Below are 25,042 nucleotides of genomic sequence, written 5' to 3'. Positions count from 1 at the left end.
TTAATTCAGAGAATGCTTTTTTAAACAGGTTAAATTTGAATAAATACTCTTAAAATTATTTTCATACCTGTTATATACTTTACCACTTATTTTTACTGATTGTCTGGGAAAATTACCCAAACTAAGCTGTAACTCTTTTATCTTATTATTAAGGAAATATGAAAAAATAGCGTCTTGTCTATGGTCACCCAACCAAACTAATTCTGAATGCCTTTTCTCTTTGGTTATTTTATTATAAAATGAATCTAACCCTCTTATATTTGAAAAAGATTGTCCTCCTAATGCATCTAAAATGATTTTATTATCATTAGAAAGGACAAAACAAATGTTCTTTATATGATTTTTTATGATTAATTCTTTTAAACTGTCTAAAGTTTTATGGTTTGGTGAAAAAGAATTTCCTAGTGATGTATAAAAATAGTTTTGATACTTGAAAGTATCATTGACAACTGTTTCTAAACAATCTGTTGGACATAAAAGAAAAAGAACTTTATTCATTAGGCTACATTATCTGGGTTTGTATAAGGGAATGATGAATGGTGTAAGTCTATTTTTAATTCTCCATCGACTAACTGATAACCAAATGTGTATTCTACTTTAGCTTCATTTCCTTCTAAATCTGTAAAGAAATAGTTCCCCATAGCAATGGCACGATTGTCTTCAAAAATAAATCCTGCATTTTCAAATCGAACTTTAGTCCATGGTTGAATAGCAAAACCTTTATCTTCCTTACAAGCTCTATCTTCTCCTGCAATAAAATATGACAAAGCTTCTGCTTTTGTTGGTCTAAATTGTTCTATCTCACATTTGGTTGGTTTGAATAAAACAGCAGCAGTTTTAAAAGCATAACGCTCATCTAAAAACTCTTTTGCATAGTTCTCACATTCAGATCTATTATCTTTCAACGAACCTATTTTAACTACTCCATTTCCCCATTTGGTTTGTACATCTAGTACTTGTTCTTTTGTTATCATTTTTAATATAATTTGAAGTTTAATATTTTAATTTGCATAAGCTCTCTGTACAGGCCAATTATCTTCATAACCAATTGCCCATTCGTGAGTTGATAATTCTTTGTTTGTTGCTAAACATGCATCCAATTTGGATGTTATCTCTGCTTTATTCATATTTTGACCGATGAAAACAATCTCATTTTTTCGATCACCAAAAGTGATGTCCCATTCACTTTCAATAGTTCTTTGGTTATTTAAAAATGAAGCATGTTGCGAACGCTTTTCAAAAGGCATACTTGCCCACCAAACACCTGCGCTGTCTGCTCTTAAAGAGCCACCTGCTTGTCCCCAAACAAGTGCTTGTTCTGGACGCGAAGCAATCCAAAATAAACCTTTACTTCGTATAATTGTGTGAGGAAACTCTTGCGCTACATAGTTCCAAAAGCGAATAGGATCGAACGGTTTTTTACTTCTATAAACAAATGAATTAATACCGTATTCTTCAGTTTCTGGAGTATGATTTTCTTTGTTTAATTCTTCTATCCATCCTGCACTTTGCTCAGCTTCTTCAAAGTCGAAAAGACCCGTATGAAGTATTTCTTTAGAATTAATTTTACTAAATGCTGATTCAATAATCTTTGCTGACGGATTTAGTTTATGAATGGTAGCTCGTAAAAGAGCTAAATCTTCTTTTTTGACTAAATCTATTTTATTTAAAATGATAACATTAGCAAATTCAACTTGATCTGTTAGTAAGTTAACTATAGTACGATAATCTCCTTCAATATCTGTTAAATCCCTATCTATTAAAGTTTCAGAGCTTCCAAAATCCTTAAAAAAATTAAAAGCGTCTACCACAGTAACCATCGTATCTACATAACTAAAACTAGATAAATCGATACCTTTTTCTTCATCTACAAAAGAAAATGTTTGAGCTACTGGAATAGGCTCACTAATACCTGTGCTTTCAATAAGTAAATAATCAAATCTGTCTTCTCTTGCTAATCGTTCAACTTCAATCATTAAATCTTCCCGTAGTGTACAACAAATACATCCATTACTCATTTCTACAAGCTTTTCTTCTGTTCGAGACAACGTATTTTCACTTTTAACTAAGTTAGCATCTACGTTTACCTCACTCATATCATTCACAATAACAGCTACTTTTAGCCCCTCTTTGTTATGCAAAATATGGTTGAGTAAAGTTGTTTTCCCAGCACCCAAAAAACCACTAAGTACAGTTACAGGAAGTTTTTTATTCATTAGTCTATATTTGGATTATTGATAATATTTAGAAATTCTTTTCTTAAGCCTTCGTCTTTAAATGCTCCACTATATTCAATCGTTGTTGTATAACTGTTCTTATCTTTAATACCTCTTGATGAAACACATAGGTGTTTAGCGGCAATCATTACAATTACATCTTCAGTATCTAAAGCATTTTGTAAATCTTTAAGAATTTGGAGAGATAGTCTTTCTTGAACCTGAGGTCTATGTGCATAGTAATCTACCAAACGATTAATTTTAGATAATCCTACAACTTTATCTTTTGGCATATAAGCTATGTGTGCATGGCCTGTAATAGGTAAAAAATGATGTTCACAAGCAGAATCAATGGTTATATTCTGTTCAACCAACATTTTTTTATATCCATACTTATTTTCAAAAATTGAAAGCTTTGGTTTATTCTTAGGATTCAAACCATAGAAAAGCTCTTTTACATACATCTTTGCAAATCTGTAAGGTGTACCAGATAAACTATCATCTGTTAAATCAAGACCTAATTCCTCCATTATTTTCCCGAAATGATATTGAATTCCTTTTATCTTTTCATCATCTGTTTTTTCAAAAGCATCCGGACGTAAAGGAGTTTTCACATTTGATGAAAAATGATCATCTCCAATAATTTCTATCTGTTCTTTATTCATGATTAACGGCGTATTTATCTGATTTACACTGACAGTATTTTAAATTGTAAACATGTAATACTATCAATATAGTAGCTGGTATGTGAACAGCATATTCTGGAATGGAAATCCAGCTTAATTTTTCATTAAGAATAACAGCAAGTAATAAAGTCCATGTTACCCAAAAAGCTGGTTTCATGTACTCATTTGTTGTTGTTTCTGCTGAACGATAAATAGCCAAAAATGAAATAGCTAAGAAAACATAATCTATACTTTTCCACCACGCAGGAGCATTTTCACAACCTCCAGTTGCACAAGTTTGGACTATAAATAAAAAAGGAGTGGCAATACAGTGTATCATACACAAACCACTTGCAAATGCACCAAAAGTATCTGGTTTAGCTAAAGTTATTTTCATTATTTGTTTTTACAATTAAACGCAACTTAGTTGCAAATATATGCATCTTTTTTATTTTAATGCAACAAAGATGCGTTAAGTTGATTTGTTATTTTTTCTAATAGATATAAAAACAGGGTATGAGAAAAGAATAAAACAAATAGATAAAAATTAATCAATATGGTTAACAAGCTCTAAATCAACAACAGAAGTGTAATTTTAATTAATCGAAGCTTTTAGACATTTCATCGACACTTTTTGTTCTTTTAACTAATAAGTAATATCATATTTTAGCATTTTTTGTAAGCAAAAATTTTAAAACTTAAATTTTTATACCTATATTGCAACTGGTAATCAATAGATTACCTAGCAATTGTATAGGTCGGGGGACTTATTTTTGCTAAGAAAGAACTCTACTTGTAGGGTTCTTTTTTTGTTATTTTGATAAACTTTATAAACTCAGTTTACTTGAAGCGCTAAACTAAAAACGTAATTTTTAAATTATTATAACCTAAATAAATATCAATAATTATGTTTTGTATCTTAGTTTTCAAATTATATCAATATGACATTTAACACTATTGAAGACTTATTAGAAGAAATGAATATTTCTAAGTTTCAAAAACATCAAAACTTTCACATTCTTAAGTTTAAAGATCATTTAGATGAAATTCCGATGAAAACTGATTTTCGTAAATGTGATTTTTTTCAAATTGTTATAACGAAAAATCATAATGTTGATGTAATTGTTGATAATGTATCTTTTTCAGCTATGGAAGATAGCATTACTTTTATGGCTCCACATCAAACATTATCTACTAATGTAAAGAGCGTTGAAGATTTAGGCTTGGGTTATATGCTAGTTTTTAGTTCTAATTTTTTGCGTCTAGGAATTTCTGAATTTGATTTAATCCAAAAATTCCCTTTTTTTAACGTTAACTATTCACCTGTCTACTTTTTAAAAGAGAATACTGTTGATTTTTTTTATTTAATGGAAAAAATTTATAAACTCTTCCAAGAGTTTAGTTCTGAAAATCTTGAAATTATCCGATTGTATTTAACAATTTTACTTTACGAAGGTCGAAAATCGTTTTTTAATGGTGAAATCCAAAGCACTGTTGCATCTCGACATAATGAAGTAGCTTTTACCTTTGAAAACCAAATTAAAGAAACGGTTAACAAAAGAAAACCTATAGAATATTATGCCAATAAACTAAATATCAGTAGTGTTTATTTATCTGAATGTGTTAAAAAGGCCACAGGTAAAACTGCTAAACAGATTATTACAGAATATGTTCTTCTTCAAGCCAGTTCTATGCTATTGCAATCGACAAAAACCATAGATGAAATTGCATATACTGTTGGATATACTAACACTTCTAATTTTGGTATATTTTTTAAAAAACATATTGGAATTTCTCCTTCAGCTTATAGAAAAAATCATAAATAACATAGCTTTTAATAATCATTACCTAGTTATTAATATCAATACTCATGTATTACGACTGTAAATTTGTAAATGATTATTAAAATTAAATTATGTCTGAAATAACAAATACAAAATCAAGAAAAGATTTTTTTTGGTTAATGCTTACTTTTATCTCATTAACAGCATTAGGTGCGGTAGAGCTTTTTGAACAAATAACATATGTTATTAATTGGCTTGTAGGTGATCCAGTTGTAAATGCTGATAGTTTTAGAAAATTTCATCATGCTGTAGATGCTGGTGTTTTTCATTTCCCTGTTTCAACTACTGTACTTGTTGGTTTTATCATGTTGATTAGGAAAAAATCTAATTTTATGAAAAGTGCTGCTGAAAAGAATGCTATTTGGATGGCCTTTATTGCTTTTTTAATAACTTATGTAATTTCTGTATATATTATCACAGGAATTAATGTTCCTGTTTTTAATGAAAATAGTGTTCCTACAGAGTTAATTACAGGCAAACTAAAACTATGGGGGATTTTAAATGTATTTAGATTTGTTTTACCTGCTTACGGAATCTATAAACTATCTACACTACTTAAATTGAAAAATTAACCTTGAAAATTAATTTTAAAAGTCTGTATATAAATTACAGGCTTTTATTGTTTTAGCTTTTGTTTTCTGCTAGAAGTTTTATTTTTTCAAAAACCATAACCTTATAGGTAGCACTTACAGGTATTTTTTTATCTTCTATTACTAAATCTGTACGCGTTGCTTTAGAAACTCTATCTAAATTGGCAATATAAGACTTATGCGTTCGCTGAAAATTGTCTGGTATGAGAGTAGCAATATTAATTAAAGTTTCTGTGATAAGATACATTCTAGCATCAGTAAATATTTTTAAATAATTTCCAAAACTCTGAATGTATTGAATTGATTTGAATGATATATTAAGCGGCATTCCATCGTGTTTGATTTGTAACTCTTCATTCTCTTTTTCTTTTTTAGGTTCAATTAATTTAGAAGAAGAAACTTTATTAATTGCTTTTAAAAAACGGGCTAATTTTATAGGTTTTAATAAATAATCAACTACGCCATAATTATAACTTTCTAAAGCGTATTCTGAGTAAGCTGTTGTTAAAATAACCTTTGGTGGATTAATCAAGGAACGTAAAATTTCCATACCATTTAACTCAGGCATTTCAATATCTAGAAAAATTAAATCTACAGTATTTTGTTGTATAAAATTGACAAATTCAATTGGGTTTCCTGTACTTAACACCAGTTCAAAATTGTTAATTTTTGAACAGTACTCTTCCAAAACCTTACGCGCTAAAATTTCGTCATCTATGATTCCTATTTTAATCATTTATCTCTTTTTCTTTTAGTTAAATCAATTGTTAAACTAGTACAGAATTCATTTTTTTTATGCTTTATTTCTAATTCATAAGCATTAGAATATAATAAATTTAAACGTCTCTTCACATTTTCAAGTCCAATTCCATTTCTCTTAGATTCCTTTACTATGGTTGGGATCGAATTTACAACAGTAAAATAAAATGTACTATTTTTTATAGAAGCTGTTACATCAATACTACTTGGTTCATTTGTAGCTTGTGCACCGTGCTTAATAGCATTTTCAACAAAAGGTATTAAAAGCATTGGCGCTAATTCAAAACCAGATAAATCGCCTCCAATTAAGAATTCTATAGTACAACGTTTACTTAACCTTTTTTCTTCTAACAATAAATAATTTTCTATAAACTCAAGTTCTTCTTTTAATAGCACTGTATCTTTTTTAGCACTTTCTAATTGATATCTCATCAATTCAGAGAGTTGCATTACAACATCAGGAGTTTCGAGAGATTGTTGTCTAGAAAGGGCATAAATACTATTTAATGAATTGAATAAAAAATGGGGGTTTACTTGTTCTTTCAAATAATTTAATTCCATTTCTTTTTGCAATTTTTCTTTTTCCGCATTTTCTTTTTGAACTATCATATTTCTTCTTAAAAAGAAAGCTGCCATTCCTGTTCCTGTAGTATATAAAAAAAAGAAAAAAATTTTAGATACAATAGCCCAATCTTTTCCGTAAGTTTTTATGTAGGACACCAAAAATATACTTCCCATGAGCAGTGTTATGAATAAGAAATATCGTTTTTTATCTAAAAAAAAAGGAATAAGAATGAAATGATTTATCCATATCAAAGTCATGATAATAACTGTATATTCTAATTCCCATAAGTAAAAAGAAAGATCAGATTCAAATTGATCTCTGGTTAGCCATCCACTCATTATTTCAAGTAATAGCACCAATAAAAAAGCACCTATATTAATGAGTAGTATATTTTTCCAAGACTTTTTTTTCATGAATACTTTTATTTTAAAAAATAAAGATACTATCTATCACTACAAGTTTCATAATTTCTTTACAAAAGCGATATATCAATGATGAAATGGTTTTATCATTTAATCTTTCCCTTTGTCCTGTAAAAATAAATTCACGGTTTTCATCCACTACTTTTATCGAAGAGTTTTCAATAATCATTAACAAAATAAGTATGAAAAACTACCCAATTTTATTGTCAACACTTGTATTGACACTCTTTTATATCTCTTGTGATACTAAAAAAACAAGTTCCATTCAAAATGTTACAGCTACAATAGAAACTCCCTATAAAGGACTAAAGACACCTGATAAAGTAGCTGAGTTGTTTCCTGCAAATTTTCATTCATCAAGAGATAGAGAATTAAAAGGAAGCTTTTCTCCCGATATGAAAGAGTTTTCTTTTACTACTTCTCATTATTCACCTTTTTTACCTAGCGTTATTGTATTTAAAAAAGAAGAAAACAAGTATAACTCTTGGAAAAAATACGATTTCCATGCAATGGATAGTGGTGATGATAACATTTTATATGCTAAAACCAAATATATAGAACGTACCGATACTGGCTGGTCAAAAATTAAAAGTCTAGGCTCTATAATTGAAAAAGATAACTGGGGAATAATGCGTTTAACAGCATCTGCAAAAGGAACTTATGTTTTTGATGATTATAAAAATAATGATGTCATTCGTATATCAACCATTAAAAATGGAAAGCGTGAAGAGCCGAAGTTATTAGGTAAAAATATTAATACTGGTAAATGGACAGCTCATCCTTTTATAGCAGCTGATGAATCTTTTTTAATGTGGGATTCTGAAAGAGAAGAAGGTTATGGAGGTTCAGACATTTATATCAGTTTTAAACAAAAAAATGGTTCTTGGGGAACAGCAATTAATTTAGGCAATAAGGTAAACACTGCTATTGATGAAAATACTGCAAGGCTAACTAAAGACAAAAAATATTTATGCTTTTGGAGAGCCATTGAAAAACAAAAAGAAGATGGAACTACTTATTGGATATCTAGTAAACACTGGGTGGATTTCATTCAACTTAAAAAAGAGCTAATGAAACTTGATAATTCCAATCAATAAAATATTATTCAACTTTTATAAATATTCAATATTATGAAAAATAACCTACTGATTTTACTATGTTTTATACTAACACATAGCGGCTTTTCTCAACAAATACATAGTTCGGAAGCCGAAGCAACAGAAGCTGAAACTAAACTTACATTTTGGAATATTCCAGATATTAAAAAAGCTTTTATCGACACTTCTCCTGATAAAAGAAATGATGGCATTTCTGTTGGTAAATTGACAAATAAGAATGGAAAAGACAAAATTGTTCAATTAGCAAAAGAAATTGCAGAAGGAAAACACGGTAAATATGATGGCTTACTCATATCTCATAAAAATAAATTGGTTTTTGAATCCTATTATAAAAAGGGACGTATTAACCTTGCACATGGTCAAGCTTCTGCTACTAAAGGTCATACAAGTTTAATATTAGGGCGTGCAATACAAATGGGGTATTTGTCTATGAATGATTTAAATAAACCTCTTGTTCATTTTTTAAAGGATTTAGACCCAACAAAATTTGTAAAAGGAGCAGAAAGAATTACTCTTCATAAAGCTTTAACCATGCATGGTGGACTTACAATTGATCGTGATAAGTGGAAAGAAATTGAAAAAGATACTGCATTATTAAAAGGTCAAGGTTTAGTTCAAACACTTCTTAAACATAGCAAACCAATTACAAAAGCTACTCAAACTTATTTATATGGTAATTTTAATCCTAGATTAGTTATGCAGGTTATTGATGCTGTGGTTCCTGGTACAGCACAAGATTTCATCAAAAGAGAACTTCTAGATAAATTAGGAATTACTAATTATAATTGGAAAAACGAAGTTAGTGGTTTACCAGAATCTGGATGGAAGGTAAAAATGACCTCTCGAGATATGCTTAAATTAGGAAAATTAGTACTTGATAAAGGAAAATGGAATGGAGAACAACTTATCCCTGTAGCATATCTTAAAAAAGCTACTAGTGGAATAGTAAAGCCTACTGAAGATTGGATGCCAAAAACTTATCGTTATGGGTATTTCTGGTACCAAACACCTATTGTAGTTGGTAACAAAAGTTATAATGCTGCTTTTGCCTGGGGAGGCGGTGGACAACGTATCATTGTAGTAGATAAACTTGATTTAGTTATTGTTATTACTGGACATGATAGAGATGATAAGATAATGACTCCAATTTCTGAAATCGTTATACCTGCATTTGTTCAATAAATTAGAAAGACTATAAAATTAAACTAACCAACTCATATTAAGCAGAAAAAGTGTAATTTCATAGAGCTTTTTTGTACAGAAAATTAATACTATAAAAACAAAATCATATGAAATTAGGAGCTTTTTCAATAAGTCTTAGTGTAAAAGATATAAAGGAGTCTAAGAAATTTTATGAAACATTAGGTTTTAGTGTTTTAGGAGGAGATATAGATAAACATTATTTAATAATGAAAAATGGTAAGGCACTTATAGGACTATTCCAAGGAATGTTTGAAGGTAATATTTTAACATTTAATCCTGGATGGGATGAAAATGGGAAAAATATTGATGAATTTGATGACGTTCGTAAAATTCAACAACATTTAAAAACTAATGGAATCAGTTTAACAAATGAAGCTGATGAAACAACAGAAGGTCCTGCTAGTTTTACATTAAACGATCCAGATGGTAATATCATTTTGATAGATCAACATCGTTAGAAAAAATAAAATAACAATGATTCTTTTTAAAATATAAGCTTAATTAGAAACGAATAGAAAAAATACAGTTTACTGGTCTTAAAGTTTTTAAGAAAAAATGGTCATATGATGTAGTAAATATGTAGTGCCCTTTGTAGTGGTTTTGTAGTTCTACAAATAAGAAAAGGAGGGAAGACTGTATTTATATTTGTTTCGCTGTTGAGTATTTAGCTGTTGGGAACGGCTAAATTAATAGATAGTTTTATGGTTAAAAGCACCCTTCTTGGGTGCTTTTTTATTGATAAATATAAAGTTCTATAAACCATTATATTTTATAAAAAATCAAAGTATTTTTAAAACTCTTCTAAAACAGGCAAAGCTTTGTTACTAAAGTCAAATAAAGCTTGATTCTCCCATGGAGATGCATCGGTAGCTTGAGTTCCTTTCCATGCTACTAATTCAGCTCCCCAATAACAAAAACCTATTCCATTTTTAACTTCACTCGTAAGTTTTTTAATTTTTCGTATAAATAACTGTTGTCCGTCTGGTGATGCAGGATAATCAGGTAAAATCAAGTGACTATCTAAACCTACAATATTATTAGTCCAATCATTCCAACCTAGTGTAAAAGGATACGCTGTTTCAGCTATGAGTATTTTTTTATCATGCTCATTAGTCAACTGATTCATTGTAGATGCCAACTTATCCAAAGATTTCCCATGCCAAATTGGGTAGTATGAAAGTCCAATTATATCATAATCAAGTGTTTTTACTTGATTATAAAACCATACAGCATTTTCTACACCTGCAAAGTGTATTATAATTTTAGTACTCTTAGAGTGATCTCTAACAGCTTTAATTCCTGAACTCATTAGTGCACTAAACTGATCATAATTATCAGTTATATGTCCCATTGGATGCAAAAATCCAGTATTAATTTCATTACCAATTTGAATGTATTCTGGCTGTAAATTTTCTATTACTTGTTTAGTATAATCATAAACTTTGTCTTTCATTTCAGAAAAATTGAGTCCCATCCAATTCGCAGGTATTTTTTGCTGACTAGGGTCTGCCCAAGTATCTGAATAATGAAGCGTTAACCATATTTTAAAACCTTTGGTTTTTAACTCTTTAGAAAACTTTTGGACTTCATCAAAACCCGAATGTACATTCGCAGGATTTACCCATAGTCGTAACCGAATAGTATTAATACCACTTTGTTTCAGGATATCTAAAAAATTACTCGAATTTCCGTTTGAGTCATAAAATTTTGTGTTGGAACTTGATATTTCAGGAAACCTAGAAATGTCTACTGCAGAGATAAACTCTTGTACATCATATTCATTCTCAGGATTTATAGTATTGCTCTTACTACAAGAAGTAAAAACTAAAACGATTACAAATAGAATCCTTAATCCATTTAAAAAAGCACCTTTATTCATTATTAAAATATTGGAAAACGAATATAATTAAAAAGAGTCTATTTTTTAATTGAATACATTAAACAAAAGGAGCGAAGTATTGTTTAAATTACCAACATTCTCTTAACTTTTTACGCTCAATTTAGAGTTAAATAATAGAAAGAGTTGTAGTATTTTTGTCTTTCATTTTTATAAATCCAGAAACTTGTTAAAAAACATAGAGCATTTACCCCAAGAAAATTATAGAGATACAGACTATTTTATATTCTGTTTAGAAGCTGTTGACGATGTTGAAATGAATGAGGATACGCTTACTCAAAAGAAATTAGAGGAGTTAACTATGCAATATGGATCGCTAGTATTTATCAAACATGCGATTCTATTGAAGGCTTAGAAGCAAGTTTAAATACTTTGGTTTTAGATGATCATAACTTTAAAAACTATGAAATCATCTACTTTGTTATAACAGGCGAAGCCAATAGTATTTGTTTGAATGATTATTACTATAGTTTACAAGAAATTGCAGAGATTTTTGAAGGTCGATTAAATGATAAACTTTTGCATTTTTCTAATGCAAAAGTACTTGATTTAGATGAAGATGAAACACAGTATTTTTTAGATATTACAGGAGCAAAAGGTATTTCTGGATATGGTAATCAATTCAATGGAATAGCTAGTTCAGATCTTGATAAAGTGTTTTTTAATCTATTTAAAAAAGACGATGACATGTTAAATGCAGTAGAAGAACTCTACAAAAAGCATTATAAACTTTGTAAACTTCTCGATTTTAGATTGTATTATTAAATTACTAAAGCCTATTTAATTCACACATTATAATTGTATTATTGTTAAAGAAAAGTAGTTAAAATTGGATTCACTTACTCAAATTGTATTAGGAGCAGCAGTTGGCGAGGCTGTTTTAGGAAAAAAAATTGGTAACAAAGCTTTACTTTATGGAGCTATTGGAGGTACTATTCCTGATCTTGATGTATTTCTGGGTTCTTTTACAGATACCATTACTGCTATAGAATTACACCGTGGTTTTAGTCATTCTATTCTATTTTCTATCATTATGGCACCACTTTTGGGCTGGCTGGTCAATAAATTAGAGAAAAATAAAAATCTTGGTTGGCAACCTTGGGCAAAACTATTTTTTTGGAGTTTGATTACACATCCATTGTTAGATGCTTTTACTACATGGGGCACCCAGATATTTTGGCCATTGGATATCAAAGTAGCTTTCAATTCTATTTTTGTTATAGATCCTTTATATACTTTACCATTCCTCTTTTGTTGTATCGCGGTTCTTTTTTATAAACCTGAATCAAAACGCAGGACATGCATTAATAAGTTTGGTCTTATAATATCTACAAGCTATCTTTTTATCGCCTTGATTTTAAAGCTAATTGTTTATAATAAAGTAGAAAACGAATTAAAAAATCAAGGTATACAATATACTGCTATTAGTACACGTCCGGCAGCTTTGAATACTATTTTATGGAATATTAATATCGGTACAAAAGACAATTATCTTATTACCGATTATTCTTTTTTTGATACTCAACCCTTAAAATTTACTACATATCCTAAGCATCGTGAAAAATCTGATGTATTGACTAAATACACTAATGTACAACGGCTTATAGATATTTCTGAAGGTTGGTATATTATAGAACAAAAAGATAACCAATGGTATTTTAACGATTTACGTTTTGGATTAATCCCTAAAAAAGATGGTACTTCATTTTTTACTTTTTCTTATCTTTTAAAAGAAGAGGAGGGAAGTATCCAAGCAACTGAACTTCCTAAAACTGGTCGTGATGCCAAATTCTTAATGAAAACACTCTGGCAAAGAATTAAGGGGAATTAATTATTATTGACACAACTATAACTAATTTTTATTTAATTAAAACATAAAATAAACTTAACTAATACCATTAAGACATTCTTTAATTTTACTACAAATTTATTAATTTTAAACATCTTGTTTAGAATTTGTAAATCGAGATAAAAAATATTAAAATCTGTTACTTTTTTTGACCTCTCTGAGAATCGCTTATTTTAAAATTTCTGTATCATAGTACTGAATACTCAATTCTCAGAGAGATCAAAAATTGAGTGTTTTTTACAAAATTTTTTGTACTAAAATTTCTTCATATCTGCCCATAGAGTACACCATGGTTCTAACGAAAAATACTTAAATAAAAACTATGGTGGAATGCTTATTTTTTGGGATAGAGTTTTTGGGACTTATGTTCCTGAAACAGATAAAGTAACCTATGGAGTTACTACTGGGTTTATGGGGCACAATCCGTTTATCATTGTATTTAAACCTATGGTAGACTATTTTAAAGGGATATTTAAAAAGCAAAAATTATCAAACCAGTAAATTATAGTAAAATGAGTAGGAGAGTGGGGGATATTTTTTAGATTATCGAATAATCTTATGAAGGAGTTTTTTTAAGTTGAAATCTATTAAAGGCTTTTAAAATAAATTCACCTGAGTTACTTAGAAAATATTCATCACCTCTAACTGTAATTAACTTTTGACTCAGTAAAAGTTCATATTCTGACTTACTTAAAAGTTTTGTCTTATTAGACTTAATTGAATCTAATAAAGCTATAATACTATTAAAATCTGGACTCTTATGAAGCTTTAAATAAGTTGGAATATGTATAGAATACTGAAATAATTCATCTTGTAATTTACTTTCCGTATTTTCTAGTTTATCATTTTTTCTTTCTAATTCTTTATATAATTTTTTTTCAAATTCAATTGCAGTATTATGTTCTTTTAAATTACTCTCATTTATTTCCTTTAATTGTATAATTTTGGCATTTAAATCTTCATTTTCTTTTTCTAATTTATCTATTATAGTAATATTATTTTCAATCTCTTTTTTTAATTTTTCATGAGATTTAGAAAGCTTAAAATTACTTTTTAAATCATTTATTTCTCCTTCAATTACAGCATTTACTTTTTGTTTTTCTAACTCCGCTTTAATCATATCAAGTTGAAGATTTTTACGTCCTATTTTAATTTTGGATAAAGTATATTCTAAACCGTAATTTAATAATTGAAAAAAATAAATTAATAATAAAGCAGTTAAGAAAGGAAATATAAAAACTTCAACAATATTTGTATTATCTGTTACTTTAGATAATCTATCTTCAATACTAGTCTTTGACCAAAAAAGAATTGCTGTTTTTTTCCAATTACATGCAATAAATGATAGGAAATACGCACCGAAAAAAGGACTTCTAATTCTTTCTTTTGATGCTTGTATAATTGAATTAGCGATGTTTTCCATGACTTATTAAAAACCTTAAGGATAATTTTTTATTATTTAAATCTTTTTTTTGATGCTATAAATTAAAACTGTATTCTCGAATACCTTTTTCATTGTCTATTTATCATACTTATTAAAGAAAATAATCTATGGTAATTTAAATTCATATTTTGAAATTTCTTTATTAGGTAAAACAATTATAGTGTTTGACTTTTTGAGTTTTATAAACTCATACTTATTTGTTTTACCTATATACAAATTACCCGTTTTCTTGTTGCATATTATTACTCCTTTAGTTGTTTCTATTCTAGTTTCTATTTTATTAGAAATAGTATTTTGAATATTTTTTTTGGCAAAAAGAAAAATCGATAATGTTAAACTAAGAAACACAATTATAAAACCATAAAAATTTGGCATATAAATTTCTTTATCAATTGATTTTGAAACAAATAAAAGAGATAGAATATTAATAAAGCAAAATACTAGAGAATAAATTACAAAGTAATTAAAACTTATCTTATTTAAATATAGCAACAAACTAAGAATTAAGAATATTGATAAAAAGATAAAAAAGTATTGAAATCTAAAAGAATACATTGTATCTATCATTTTTTCTTCAATAACATCTACATTAATATTATCAGTATTGGATTTAACCTTTTTAGTAAATAAATCTAGAGTAGCAACTGAGACAAATAACATTGTCAAGATGAAAACTACAATGATGTTTATATCATAAAAAAATGAAGTTATTATTTCTTGAAACTCTAAATAATTAATTATTTCTATATTAAAATATGAATAATAAAATATTAATTTTAAAACTCCACAAAACACCAATAAACCTCCAATTATTGGTGTTGATTTTACAATTTTATCAAGCATTGATTTAACATATTTTTAAAAGCTACTTTATAAAACTATTTAAATTAAAATCTTTCTAAAAAACGTCTTTCTCTTTCTTTATTTCCTCTTCGTAAACAAGATTCTATTTGCTCGTTTAAATAGTTTTTTATTGGAATTAATTTAAATCCTAGGTTAGATTTTTTTGTAATTTCTAATAAATTTCTCCATTCAGCAGCTTGAATATCACCTATAATTACATTTCCTGAATATGACCCTCCGTTTCCTCTCCACATTAATTTTTCAAATACTTCTTTATCTTGATTTAATGATATAAAAAGTAAAAATATTTCTTCAAATAATTCTTTTCTGGAATGTCTTATTAAATCCACAACTATTTCCATCTTTTTATAATCATGATTATTATCAACTACATATTGTCTAATAAAATCATTAGCTTTTTTCTCATGCTCTTGATCTTTAAAATTTCTAAAGAAAACATTACAAAAGTGTTCTAAAATACCAAAATAGTCTTCTTTTTCAATTACAAGCTCAAATACTTGTATCAATATTTTCTCTATATTTTCTATACTCCAAACATAACTCATATCATTATAATCTCCATGAAGACTAAACTTATCTGAATATAAGTTATTTACAAAATCCAATAAAAAGCTTTCATCAATTTTAAGGATTTCTAAAAAACCATTTCCCTGATAATCAAAATGATTATTAAATTGATATTGTTGGATATAAGCTTTTTTTATTAATTCAATATCATCTCCTAAATTATTAAAATATTTACTAAAAAAATCAATCCAAACTTGTATTTTCGTTCCTTCTAATTCATTTTTCTCAGTAATTGTCTTTAAAATTATTTGAAATAAATTTGGATTTATTCTCAAAAAACGTTCTAATCTATCAAAATGAATACTATTAGGGTTCTTCATTTTAGAAACAGTTTTTATTAATGATAAAGATATCTCACTGTTAATTAAAGAATCATCAATGTATTCATAAAAAGACAACTCCCAAAGTTCTTTTAATTTAAACTCAAATTGCTGAATAATTTTCCAAATTTGATTAGTTGTATTTTCAAGTTTTAAATGATTTTTAAAGACATTTCTTGGTACATATTTGATTTCATTACCATTTTCAATTATTTTCTTAAATATTTCTAAACCTATTGTGAAATTAATTGAACAATTTTCGTCAATAATAAAATCAAGAGCATTATTATTTTTCCAATTATTCTCTTCTGAATTCCCTAATAAAATAAAAATATTATAAAACTTATTAAGTTCATTAATAGTATTAAATATGAACGAGGTTCTTATTTCTTTTTCTTTTAATCGTTCATATTCTTGATAATTATCAAAATCATATATTTCCTTATCTCTATATCTATCCCAATTTATTTTTAAAAACACCGAATATGTCTCATTTATAAATTTTTTTTCAAATCTTGAAAACTCTGATAAATTTATACCTTGCCTTTTAAACCACCTAATTTGATTATGAACATATTTGCAATGTTCAAAATTATCTCTACTTAAATGAACGTCAATAATTCTTAAAATAAAAGGAATGTCAAATTCCATTATTTCTTTAATTATACTTGGATGAATTCTTGAATAATTAATTAATAAATCGAATGATAATTGAGGGTGATAATTATAGTTTTCTTCTAATGCATTCCATATACTTTTTCTAAACTTTCTAATAATATTATTATTGGGAATAGGGTATTGATAATGAGTAAAAGTATTATTTCTACCTCCTTTAAACTGTTGAAACTTGAAAGATAGAAATGTTTTTGAAAGTTCATAAAATGATATTGAAATTAATTTATCATCTTTATTTAAATTATCTATTAGAAAATTGAAAAGTTTTTTTTGTCTATAAAAGCCATAACGTTCATCATTTCTATCAAAAATTAATAATTCTCTTATTTTTTTTATAAGTTCTCCTAATTTATCAGGTTTTCGTCTCACATAACTGAATAATAACTCAATTGAATCTTTAATGTAATTATTATTTACACGAAAAAAATTACTTAACAAACTAATTAAGGCGTCCTTGTCATTATTAAATTTATTTTTTTCATATAAAATAGAATAACAGGCTTCCTTGATTTCAGGTAATGATTCTATTTTTTTATATGCAAACTCTAATGTTTCATTTTGCAAATAATACCAAAATGAATTTAAGAAATCATAAGTTTTAACAACATCTGTCCGAATTAGGTTTCTATAAATAATTAAATCTGGTTTTACTTTATCCATAACATTTTGTGGACCAAAAGTATTATTAGCTGGAATAATAGTATCAGCAAATCTATTAGGGTAAATTTCAAAATAGTTTTTTAATAAAATTTGAAAAGACAATAAATTCTCTTTTATAAATGCCTTATAGAAAAAAAATGTAGCAAGATTTTGTTCAGGGATTTTTACATGTTCAAATTGTATTTCTACTAATTCTAATTTATCCAGTATATCTATTGTATCTATAAAATCATTATAATTAATATTAAATTTTTTTAATACTGGTTTAGTTATTTTTTTTATTTTATATGGTATAGTATAAAAAAAAGCTATGATCCCTAGACATTTAATATTTAAAGTTTTTTTAAATTCTCCATCATCATTAATAAAAGTTGAAAAATATCTTTCAAATAAATCCGATACATCACGTAAAGCTTCTAAATTATTTTCTTTTTTTGCTAAAAGTGAAGCCATTATTGCTAATCTTGGATTGCCCTCCGAAATTCGAACTATTAATTCATGATATTCTGAATTTAAAATTTCAAATGGTTTAGATTTTATTATATCTATAATCTGTTCATCTTTAAATTTATTTATATCTATTCTTTGAACTGAAAATTCTTGACACTTTTGTATTATTTCTTGAAAAGCATAATCTCTTACGGTAATTATTATTTTAAGATTTCCTTTTCTATTAGCTTTAAAAAAGCCTGTTATTTGTTCAAATGCGTCAATCCTATTACCATCATCTACAAAAAGTAGATAATCTTTTTCTTTATCAAAATATTGATATAAATCATCTAGTAAATTATAATTTTTGTAGGAAACACAATAAGCATTATATATTTTGTTATTTGTTAAATAATAATCAATTGCTTCAATTGCTAATTTTGTTTTACCTACGCCTGGAGCTCCTGTTAGAATAATAAAATCGTGATTATCTATTGCATTAAGTAACTCTTTTAACTCTATTTCTCTATGCAAAAATTTATTATCTAACGGAGTAGCAATTCCTTTTGAAGCTCTATTATATTCTCTTATAAAATTTTCAATTGAAACTATTTGACCAGAATCTAATGCTATTCCTAAATATTGATACGCCAAATCTCTATGATTTAATTTTATTTCAATCGATAATGAATCCAGTGTATATAAAGACAATAAAATTCTAGTATTCTTTAATAAATTCTTTATAGTTTGAATATCATTTGTTGTTAAATTAAAATTTAAACATAAAATAATTTCAGAAATTTGATTTATTGGTATTCCTGTTTTAGACGAATCAATACATTTTATAACATCTTCTTTAAGCTTTTTAATTCCACTGGTTATATTTGTTGAATACTCTACAAAAATGAATTTACCATTTGGTAATAAAAGGAAAGTATCTGGTGTTCCTTTTATTGTCTTTTGTTTTCCACTTTGACTTCCTGTTCTAGAAAAGGCAGAATAATTGTTATTTCTAATACTAAGAAAAGAATCACAAAGTTCCTGAAAAACAGCACCATTTAAAGAAGCAATTGCATTTTCAATCGATTGTAACTTACTCATACAATATTATTCATTTTAAATATTTCCTGTCTTATTTTTTCTTGCAAATCTGAATAAGAAGTGTAGATTAAAAAACGTTTTGATTTTATATCAATTGGTAAGTTTTCGGGGTTTTTTGAAATTAATAAGATAGATTTATCTAATGCTTGTGCTATTCCTAGTTCATATAAAACATTTGGATTTCTACCATTTATATTTGCAATAATTAGTTTAGATTTTACAATTAATCTAAGCATTTCTGGGAATATATCACTTTTAAAGTAATTTTCATCTCCTCTAAAGCATCTATATCCATTTTGAGTACAAGTATCTCGAATTACTTTATAATCTTCATAGTATTTATCATGAAATGGGGTTAAAATAAATATTAGTTTTTCATCTATAATTAAGTCATTTTCCTCAATTCCATTTTCCTTTAAAAAACCTGAGTAATGGATTTTATTATTTTTAGATAAAATAGATTGTTTTTCTAAATACTTTTCATTTAATAATAAATGATTAACATCTCTCCATCTCTCTTCACTTTGTATTAACCGATCATTTATTCTATACATTTTGTCTTCAAGAGAATACCTAATACTTTCTAATAGTGCTTTATTATTTTTGTCATCATATCTACTTGTTTGAAGTTTATTAAATAAAATTAAAGTTATCAAACTAATAGTAATGCTAATAATGATTGTTAGGATAATTGTTATATTACTTATTTCCATCTGGATTTGTATTATTTATTTTATTTTCAGTAATTTCAGTTGTCTCTAATAAAATATCCATTGAATGTAATAGAGAGAATGTTGAGATCAATAAGTTTAAACATAAAAGTAATACCCAAAGCTTATTCTTTGAATCATATAATTTTATACTCTTCCTCCAAATAATTACAATTATTATAGCTATAACTATAAATCCGAGCGTAAAAAACAACCCCTTACTTGTCCCAGAAGTATTTGAAATAGTGAAAGCAATTAAGAAGGAGAGAGAAAGAAAAATCATGTCTACTGGTAATTCACAAATAGCTTGAATAACATTTGGAGCTTTTATTGTTCTATCTATTGAAAGTTTTAAAAAAAAAGCTAAAACAAGTAATACCAAAGGCAAAATAATGTCTAAATGCTCCATATCTTAATTAATAATTTTTATTAAAGTTGTATTTTTTTGAGTTGATTTGTTGTTCTAAAACTAAATACAGAATTACACATTATTGACTCTACTTGCTTCTTATCGTATTCTTTATATTTCCCATGACCTGCTTTATTCTTTATAATCTAAGAATGCAGTTACACTTTTTTACTCTAATCTGTTATATATTCATGATTTAGCAAGTTCATTATTCATTCCAGCTCTTAAGTTTATTTTCTTACCATTTCTTTCAAAAGCAATCTCTATTTCATTTTTTAAACATAATTTCCTTAGATGTTCTTTAAAACACCTCCAATCATTACAGCAGCAGAATCTTTATAATTATTTTCCAAAAAATGTTCTGCTATTTCTAAAAAAACACCAAAGATTTCTGCAGAAACAATTCTTTTATAAAAAAGCGAATGTAAAATAAAACAAACTCTTAATTCTACGGAAAACCTTACTATAAGTAAGGGTTTTCCCTATTTTTAATTAAGGTAAAACACTGGTTAGGATAGTGGAAAACAGCACTAAAAAACATATTTATTTAAAAATCAACAAATTAAACTTTTTATAACAATAGAACAGTAGGGGAGTGTGCTCTCATAAATCTTCTGATTTGTTTCAACTTTTTATTAAACGTTGTACTAAAATCCGAGGTTTTTGTGTAATTTGAAGTCAATATTTTTATTAGGTTTTCATATTTTATAGTGCTTTATTAAATTATTATGTTAAATAGGAAATGTATTAGTGTTTTTGAGTTAATGAGTATTCCAAAATTTAATATTGAACAGAACAATTTCATTTGCCGCAAAATAAATTAAGTGATTTACTTAAAAAAGAAACTGATAAAACTACCAAGTAGCATATTGATTTAGATTTAGAAAGCTCTCAATATTTTATCCTAAAATATATATAGTATAACCAACCATTAATTGTTTCTAAAATTTTATACAGCTTTGCTTAATATCGATAGTTTTGAATTGCTGAGAATCGTGTATTTGAAATTTTAATGATATAAGATTAATTTATAATGAAATATGGTTTTAATATTGAATCATCCACTGGATAATCCAACACTAAAAATGTACTATAATGGCCAGCATTATGTTACTTTGCTTTGGTAAAAGCAATAGTTTCATTTGCTGATTTTCTTTTAAAAGTTTTCTTCTCCAAAGCTTCTTTCTGAAAGTTAATGAAACACTTTTTATGCGACGACGTAGGAGGGAAGCATAATGTGTGTGGAATGGTTAATTGCTTTCTAAATACTAATAATTCTACAAGTTTCAAATTCAACATCTTCAAAGCTTGAAACTGTCCATTCACTTAACTGCTTTAAAATAGGGAGTAAGGCTTCACCTTTTTTAGACAACGAATATTCAACTCTTGGTGGTATCTCAGAAAAGCGTTCCCTAATAATTAGACCATCACTTTCTAACTCTCTAAGTTGTTCAGTCAGTACTTTTTTAGAAATATTTGGAATAAATATCAAGAGCTTCCCAAATCTTAAGCTGCCATTAGCTAAGAGATAAATTATAATAGGTTTCCATTTACCACCAATGATATTCATTGCATGAACCAAAGAACAATGATTGGGATTATCAATTACTTTACGTGCCATAGTTACTTTTTTGTTACCACAAATTTAAGCAAAAAATTTACAATAGTATCAAAAATAAACTATTAATAGTATCTTTGTGAAACAATTTATTTAAAAGTAAAGAAAATGAAAAACATATTCATAATTAATGCTCATGAGGAATACGAATTCTCTAAAGGAGAGCTTAACAAGAGTTTGGTAAGTCGTTTAAAAGATCTGTTGCCAAACGAAGATTTTGAAATAAAAACCACAACAATGAAAGACGACTATAATATTGATGATGAAATTTCTAAGCATCAATGGGCAGACATTGTTATTGTACAATCACCTGTAAATTGGATGGGAACACCATGGAGCTTCAAAAAATATCAGGACTATGTATACTCTTTTGGAATGGATGGTAGATTATGTGCTGGTGATGGTCGTACAAGAGAAGATGCTTCAAAACAGTATGGAACAGGAGGAACCTTAACTGGTAAAAAATACATGTTGTCCCTAACCTTTAATGCACCAAAAAATGCTTTTAATGACAAAGGCCAATGGTTCTTCTCAGGAAATAGTGTAGACGATTTATTCTTGCCAACACACCTAAATTTTAAATTCTTTGGTATGGAAGCTTTACCAACATTTGTAGCTTATGACGTTATGAAAAACCCAGATATTGAAAATGATTTTATACGTTTTGATGAGCATATAAAGCAGTATATTTTAAACAATTAAGTCATGACATTAGAAGAGAGTTTAGCAAAATTAAAAGCAAAGATAGAGGGAAGTATGCCTCAAGAAAATGTTGCTATTATGCATCAAGCAACTAAAGATTTAGAAACTTCTGGCATTGGAGAAAGTATATTGAAAGTAGGAGATATAGCGCCAGAATTTTTACTTCCAAACCAGGAAGGCAAAATGATTTCAAGTAAAGAATTATTACAAAAAGGTGATTTAATCATTACATTTTACAGAGGCGTTTGGTGTCCTTATTGTAATTTGGATTTAGGTAATTTAAAGCGTTACAAGTCTCAGTTCGAAGCACAAAACGCAACGATGTTAAGTATTTCTCCACAATTAGAAAAGCAAAACAAGCAAATAGTAGAGAGACAAAGATTAAACTTTGATTTACTTAGTGACACAGAAAATAAAATTGCAGCACAATTTGGTTTACGTTGGACAATGAAAGATCCACTTAAATCCTTATATAAGGATGCTTTCAAAATAAGCTTACCAAATTACAATGGCGATGATTCATGGACCTTACCAATACCAGCGCGTTTTATTATTGGAACTGATGGTGTTATTAAATACGTAGAGTATTCTATAGACTATACCAAACGTCCTAATCCTGATGTGTTAGTAGAGGCTTTGAAAGCAATCTAAATTCGCATTAAATTGCTTTATGATAAATCAATCGTATTTTAGTCAACATATTAAATTTTAATTCATGTTAACAAGAAGAAATTATTCTGTTAAAGAAATGCTTGGTTGGACAAGGCGTTATATTTACATTTTTGTAATTCTATCGTTAATTCCTGTCATATTATATTCAGTATTTAAATGGTATTGGTTACACTTGCCTTGGTTACCAATTGGATTAGTAGGTACAGCACTCGCGTTTATAATTTCATTTAAAAACAATGCGTCATATGGACGTCTTTGGGAAGCTCGTAAAATTTGGGGAGGTATTGTTAATGCATCTCGATCATTTGCTATTATGGCAAACGATTTTATTACCAATGAACATGCTAAAGAACACTATTCTGAAGACGAACTTTTTAAAATAAAAAAACAACTGATTATGCGTCATGTTGCGTGGATGACTTCATTGCGTCACGCGCTTCGTACACCAAAACCATGGGAACTTTCTAGCAAAAATAAATCAGATAAGGAGTATATGGAAGGTATTCAGATTAATGAACGTAAGTTCACTTTAGCCGCAGAGTTAGATGGTTATGTTACCGAAGATGATAAAGAATACATTTTAAGCAAAAACAATAAACAAACAGCTTGTATCAATTTACAATCTAAACAATTACGTAAGCTGAAAGAAAGTGGACATATTTGGGAGTTTTCATTTTTAGAAATGGAGCAGATGATGGTAGAATTCTTCACCTTACAAGGTAAAGCAGAGCGCATTAAGAACTTTCCATATCCAAGGCAGTTTGCGACTTTAAACCGCTTCTTTATTTGGATTTTCGTGGCATTATTACCCTTTGGCATGATGCATGAGTTTGACAAAATTGGTAATATAGTCTTAGAATTGGTTGAAACTTGGAAACCTTATCCTGAAGGTGGCTTTCATTATATAATTGAATTTATTGGCACCCATTTTGTGTGGTTCACAATTCCATTTAGCATTGTAATTTCTTGGATTTTTCATACTATGGAACGTATTGGAGAAGTCTCTGAAAATCCATTTGAAGGTATCGCTAATGATGTTCCAATAACAACTATGTCACGTGGAATAGAAATCGATATTAGACAAATGATAGGTGATGATGACTCCGATATACCTGGACCAATCGAGTCTCAAAATGGCATTCAGATGTAGTTTTTTTGCCGACCTCATAAAACTTTGGTCAAAACAATAGGTGAGTGGAGCGACCATATTTTAGGGATTTAGTTCCTGTTTTTATTGGTGTTTATGCGTTTTAAACTATTTTCTTTAGTAATCTTGGTTAGTTACAAGGTTTCCTAAAATATAGCGTAAGGAACCGTTAATTGTTTCCAAAGTTTTATGCAGTCTTGATTTTTTTGTTTCTTTTTTATCAAGAAAAAAAGATAAATAAAACCTTTAGAAGTTCTACAGTTTCAATTTCTATTTTACATAATATTAGAAGCTACAATTAAAAGAATATTATAATGAAAGTGAGAATAAAGCAAGTGTACAGAAATTTTTAAGTAAGGATTTGAGCAAGAGAAAATTTTGTACTGTTGCGTAATTTTAACGATAACTTTCTGAAAACTTTTTACAACGAGAATTTCAATTATAGACGAATTATAAATACTAAGCTAAAAGCATTTGCTTTTTTTGGCGTTGGCAAGCGATGGATAATTGTGTGTAAAATAAATTGTGATAACAATTTGATTTTAAAAAACAATCGTGCGTTTGGTAGCGGCAATTTTACATAATGGCAAATTATA

The 25,042-nt window shown here is 27.7% G+C and carries 24 protein-coding genes and 1 pseudogene; 11 read left to right on the top strand and 14 right to left on the bottom strand.

From position 1 onward, the window contains the following. Genes ACOQN8_RS15125 through ACOQN8_RS15105 form a run of 5 tightly spaced genes read right to left on the bottom strand, consistent with a single transcriptional unit; the run spans position 1 to position 3,278 of the window. Positions 1 to 498 carry a hypothetical protein gene (locus ACOQN8_RS15125; RefSeq protein WP_420553295.1) on the bottom strand — a complete coding sequence of 166 codons (498 nt, stop codon included), beginning with the start codon at positions 496 to 498 and terminating at the stop codon, positions 1 to 3. Beyond that, positions 498 to 974 (bottom strand): hypothetical protein, encoded by a 477-nt coding sequence (locus tag ACOQN8_RS15120; protein WP_420553294.1) that lies wholly within the window; start codon positions 972 to 974, stop codon positions 498 to 500. The genes ACOQN8_RS15125 and ACOQN8_RS15120 overlap by 1 nt, the downstream gene beginning before the upstream one ends. Before the next feature lie 27 nt (positions 975 to 1,001). Further along, positions 1,002 to 2,216 (bottom strand): GTP-binding protein, encoded by a 1,215-nt coding sequence (locus tag ACOQN8_RS15115; RefSeq protein WP_420553293.1) that lies wholly within the window; start codon positions 2,214 to 2,216, stop codon positions 1,002 to 1,004. Next, entirely contained in the window at positions 2,216 to 2,881 is a 666-nt protein-coding gene (gene folE / locus ACOQN8_RS15110; RefSeq protein WP_420553292.1) for a GTP cyclohydrolase I FolE, read from the bottom strand. Before folE ends, ACOQN8_RS15115 begins: the two co-directional genes overlap by 1 nt. Continuing rightward, complete coding sequence (locus tag ACOQN8_RS15105; protein WP_420553291.1) at positions 2,874 to 3,278, bottom strand: MerC domain-containing protein; 405 nt, start codon at positions 3,276 to 3,278, stop codon at positions 2,874 to 2,876. The genes folE and ACOQN8_RS15105 overlap by 8 nt, the downstream gene beginning before the upstream one ends. 544 nt (positions 3,279 to 3,822) lie before the next feature. Here ACOQN8_RS15105 and ACOQN8_RS15100 point away from each other — a divergent pair. Both ACOQN8_RS15100 and ACOQN8_RS15095 read left to right on the top strand, forming a co-directional pair. Next, the gene (locus ACOQN8_RS15100; protein WP_420553290.1) at positions 3,823 to 4,707 is read left to right on the top strand and encodes a helix-turn-helix domain-containing protein; all 885 of its coding nucleotides are present in this window, start codon (positions 3,823 to 3,825) and stop codon (positions 4,705 to 4,707) included. Between the two features lie 89 nt (positions 4,708 to 4,796). Then, on the top strand, positions 4,797 to 5,297 hold the full coding sequence (locus ACOQN8_RS15095; RefSeq protein WP_420553289.1) for a hypothetical protein: 501 nt from the start codon (positions 4,797 to 4,799) through the stop codon (positions 5,295 to 5,297). Between the two features lie 52 nt (positions 5,298 to 5,349). Here ACOQN8_RS15095 and ACOQN8_RS15090 read toward each other — a convergent pair whose 3' ends face one another. Together ACOQN8_RS15090 and ACOQN8_RS15085 are read right to left on the bottom strand one after the other, a co-directional pair. Next, positions 5,350 to 6,051, bottom strand: coding sequence for a LytR/AlgR family response regulator transcription factor (locus tag ACOQN8_RS15090; RefSeq protein WP_272149202.1), 702 nt, complete (start codon positions 6,049 to 6,051; stop codon positions 5,350 to 5,352). Next, complete coding sequence (locus ACOQN8_RS15085) at positions 6,048 to 7,052, bottom strand: sensor histidine kinase (RefSeq protein WP_420553288.1); 1,005 nt, start codon at positions 7,050 to 7,052, stop codon at positions 6,048 to 6,050. Before ACOQN8_RS15085 ends, ACOQN8_RS15090 begins: the two co-directional genes overlap by 4 nt. A gap of 191 nt (positions 7,053 to 7,243) precedes the next feature. Between ACOQN8_RS15085 and ACOQN8_RS15080 the strand changes: the two genes are divergently transcribed. The 3 genes from ACOQN8_RS15080 to ACOQN8_RS15070 all read left to right on the top strand — a co-directional run bounded on the left by ACOQN8_RS15080 (position 7,244) and on the right by ACOQN8_RS15070 (position 9,840). Beyond that, positions 7,244 to 8,158 (top strand): hypothetical protein, encoded by a 915-nt coding sequence (locus tag ACOQN8_RS15080; RefSeq protein ID WP_420553287.1) that lies wholly within the window; start codon positions 7,244 to 7,246, stop codon positions 8,156 to 8,158. A gap of 33 nt (positions 8,159 to 8,191) precedes the next feature. Beyond that, a complete protein-coding gene (locus tag ACOQN8_RS15075; protein ID WP_420553286.1) occupies positions 8,192 to 9,361 on the top strand; it encodes a serine hydrolase domain-containing protein in 1,170 nt (389 codons plus the stop codon). Positions 9,362 to 9,468: 107 nt separating this feature from the next. Continuing rightward, positions 9,469 to 9,840, top strand: a complete 372-nt coding sequence (locus ACOQN8_RS15070) for a VOC family protein (RefSeq protein WP_420553285.1) — start codon at positions 9,469 to 9,471, stop codon at positions 9,838 to 9,840. Between the two features lie 332 nt (positions 9,841 to 10,172). On the opposite strand, the gene ACOQN8_RS15065 is transcribed toward ACOQN8_RS15070, so the two are convergent. After that, positions 10,173 to 11,261 carry a glycoside hydrolase family 53 protein gene (locus ACOQN8_RS15065; protein WP_420553284.1) on the bottom strand — a complete coding sequence of 363 codons (1,089 nt, stop codon included), beginning with the start codon at positions 11,259 to 11,261 and terminating at the stop codon, positions 10,173 to 10,175. Positions 11,262 to 11,535: 274 nt separating this feature from the next. Between ACOQN8_RS15065 and ACOQN8_RS15060 the strand changes: the two are divergent. The 3 genes and pseudogenes from ACOQN8_RS15060 to ACOQN8_RS15050 all read left to right on the top strand — a co-directional run bounded on the left by ACOQN8_RS15060 (position 11,536) and on the right by ACOQN8_RS15050 (position 13,629). Then, positions 11,536 to 12,044, top strand: a pseudogene (locus tag ACOQN8_RS15060) (DUF6642 family protein). A gap of 64 nt (positions 12,045 to 12,108) precedes the next feature. Then, complete coding sequence (locus ACOQN8_RS15055) at positions 12,109 to 13,110, top strand: metal-dependent hydrolase (protein WP_420553283.1); 1,002 nt, start codon at positions 12,109 to 12,111, stop codon at positions 13,108 to 13,110. Positions 13,111 to 13,458: 348 nt separating this feature from the next. After that, positions 13,459 to 13,629, top strand: coding sequence for a hypothetical protein (locus tag ACOQN8_RS15050; protein WP_420553282.1), 171 nt, complete (start codon positions 13,459 to 13,461; stop codon positions 13,627 to 13,629). A gap of 55 nt (positions 13,630 to 13,684) precedes the next feature. On the opposite strand, the gene ACOQN8_RS15045 is transcribed toward ACOQN8_RS15050, so the two are convergent. The 6 genes from ACOQN8_RS15045 to ACOQN8_RS15020 form a co-directional block, all read right to left on the bottom strand. Then, the gene (locus ACOQN8_RS15045; protein WP_420553281.1) at positions 13,685 to 14,551 is read right to left on the bottom strand and encodes a hypothetical protein; all 867 of its coding nucleotides are present in this window, start codon (positions 14,549 to 14,551) and stop codon (positions 13,685 to 13,687) included. 126 nt (positions 14,552 to 14,677) lie between these two features. Beyond that, the gene (locus ACOQN8_RS15040; RefSeq protein WP_420553280.1) at positions 14,678 to 15,415 is read right to left on the bottom strand and encodes a hypothetical protein; all 738 of its coding nucleotides are present in this window, start codon (positions 15,413 to 15,415) and stop codon (positions 14,678 to 14,680) included. Between the two features lie 44 nt (positions 15,416 to 15,459). Next, on the bottom strand, positions 15,460 to 19,188 hold the full coding sequence (locus tag ACOQN8_RS15035; protein WP_420553279.1) for an nSTAND3 domain-containing NTPase: 3,729 nt from the start codon (positions 19,186 to 19,188) through the stop codon (positions 15,460 to 15,462). Then, entirely contained in the window at positions 19,185 to 19,901 is a 717-nt protein-coding gene (locus tag ACOQN8_RS15030; protein ID WP_420553278.1) for a hypothetical protein, read from the bottom strand. The genes ACOQN8_RS15035 and ACOQN8_RS15030 overlap by 4 nt, the downstream gene beginning before the upstream one ends. Continuing rightward, a complete protein-coding gene (locus tag ACOQN8_RS15025; RefSeq protein WP_420553277.1) occupies positions 19,888 to 20,307 on the bottom strand; it encodes a hypothetical protein in 420 nt (139 codons plus the stop codon). The genes ACOQN8_RS15030 and ACOQN8_RS15025 overlap by 14 nt, the downstream gene beginning before the upstream one ends. 1,261 nt (positions 20,308 to 21,568) lie before the next feature. After that, complete coding sequence (locus tag ACOQN8_RS15020) at positions 21,569 to 21,928, bottom strand: winged helix-turn-helix transcriptional regulator (protein WP_420553276.1); 360 nt, start codon at positions 21,926 to 21,928, stop codon at positions 21,569 to 21,571. 105 nt (positions 21,929 to 22,033) lie between these two features. Between ACOQN8_RS15020 and ACOQN8_RS15015 the strand changes: the two genes are divergently transcribed. From ACOQN8_RS15015 to ACOQN8_RS15005, 3 genes are all read left to right on the top strand, one after another. Beyond that, positions 22,034 to 22,627, top strand: a complete 594-nt coding sequence (locus tag ACOQN8_RS15015; protein WP_420553275.1) for an NAD(P)H-dependent oxidoreductase — start codon at positions 22,034 to 22,036, stop codon at positions 22,625 to 22,627. A gap of 3 nt (positions 22,628 to 22,630) precedes the next feature. Then, entirely contained in the window at positions 22,631 to 23,278 is a 648-nt protein-coding gene (locus ACOQN8_RS15010) for a peroxiredoxin-like family protein (protein ID WP_420553274.1), read from the top strand. Between the two features lie 64 nt (positions 23,279 to 23,342). Then, complete coding sequence (locus ACOQN8_RS15005; protein ID WP_420553273.1) at positions 23,343 to 24,449, top strand: bestrophin family protein; 1,107 nt, start codon at positions 23,343 to 23,345, stop codon at positions 24,447 to 24,449. Positions 24,450 to 25,042: the final 593 nt, after the last annotated feature.

This window comes from Tenacibaculum aiptasiae (genome assembly GCF_965221665.1).
GTDB classification, from domain to species: Bacteria; Bacteroidota; Bacteroidia; order Flavobacteriales; family Flavobacteriaceae; genus Polaribacter; species Polaribacter aiptasiae.
Note: the sequence above shows the minus strand (reverse complement) of the source record. Positions and strands in the feature narration are given on the sequence as shown.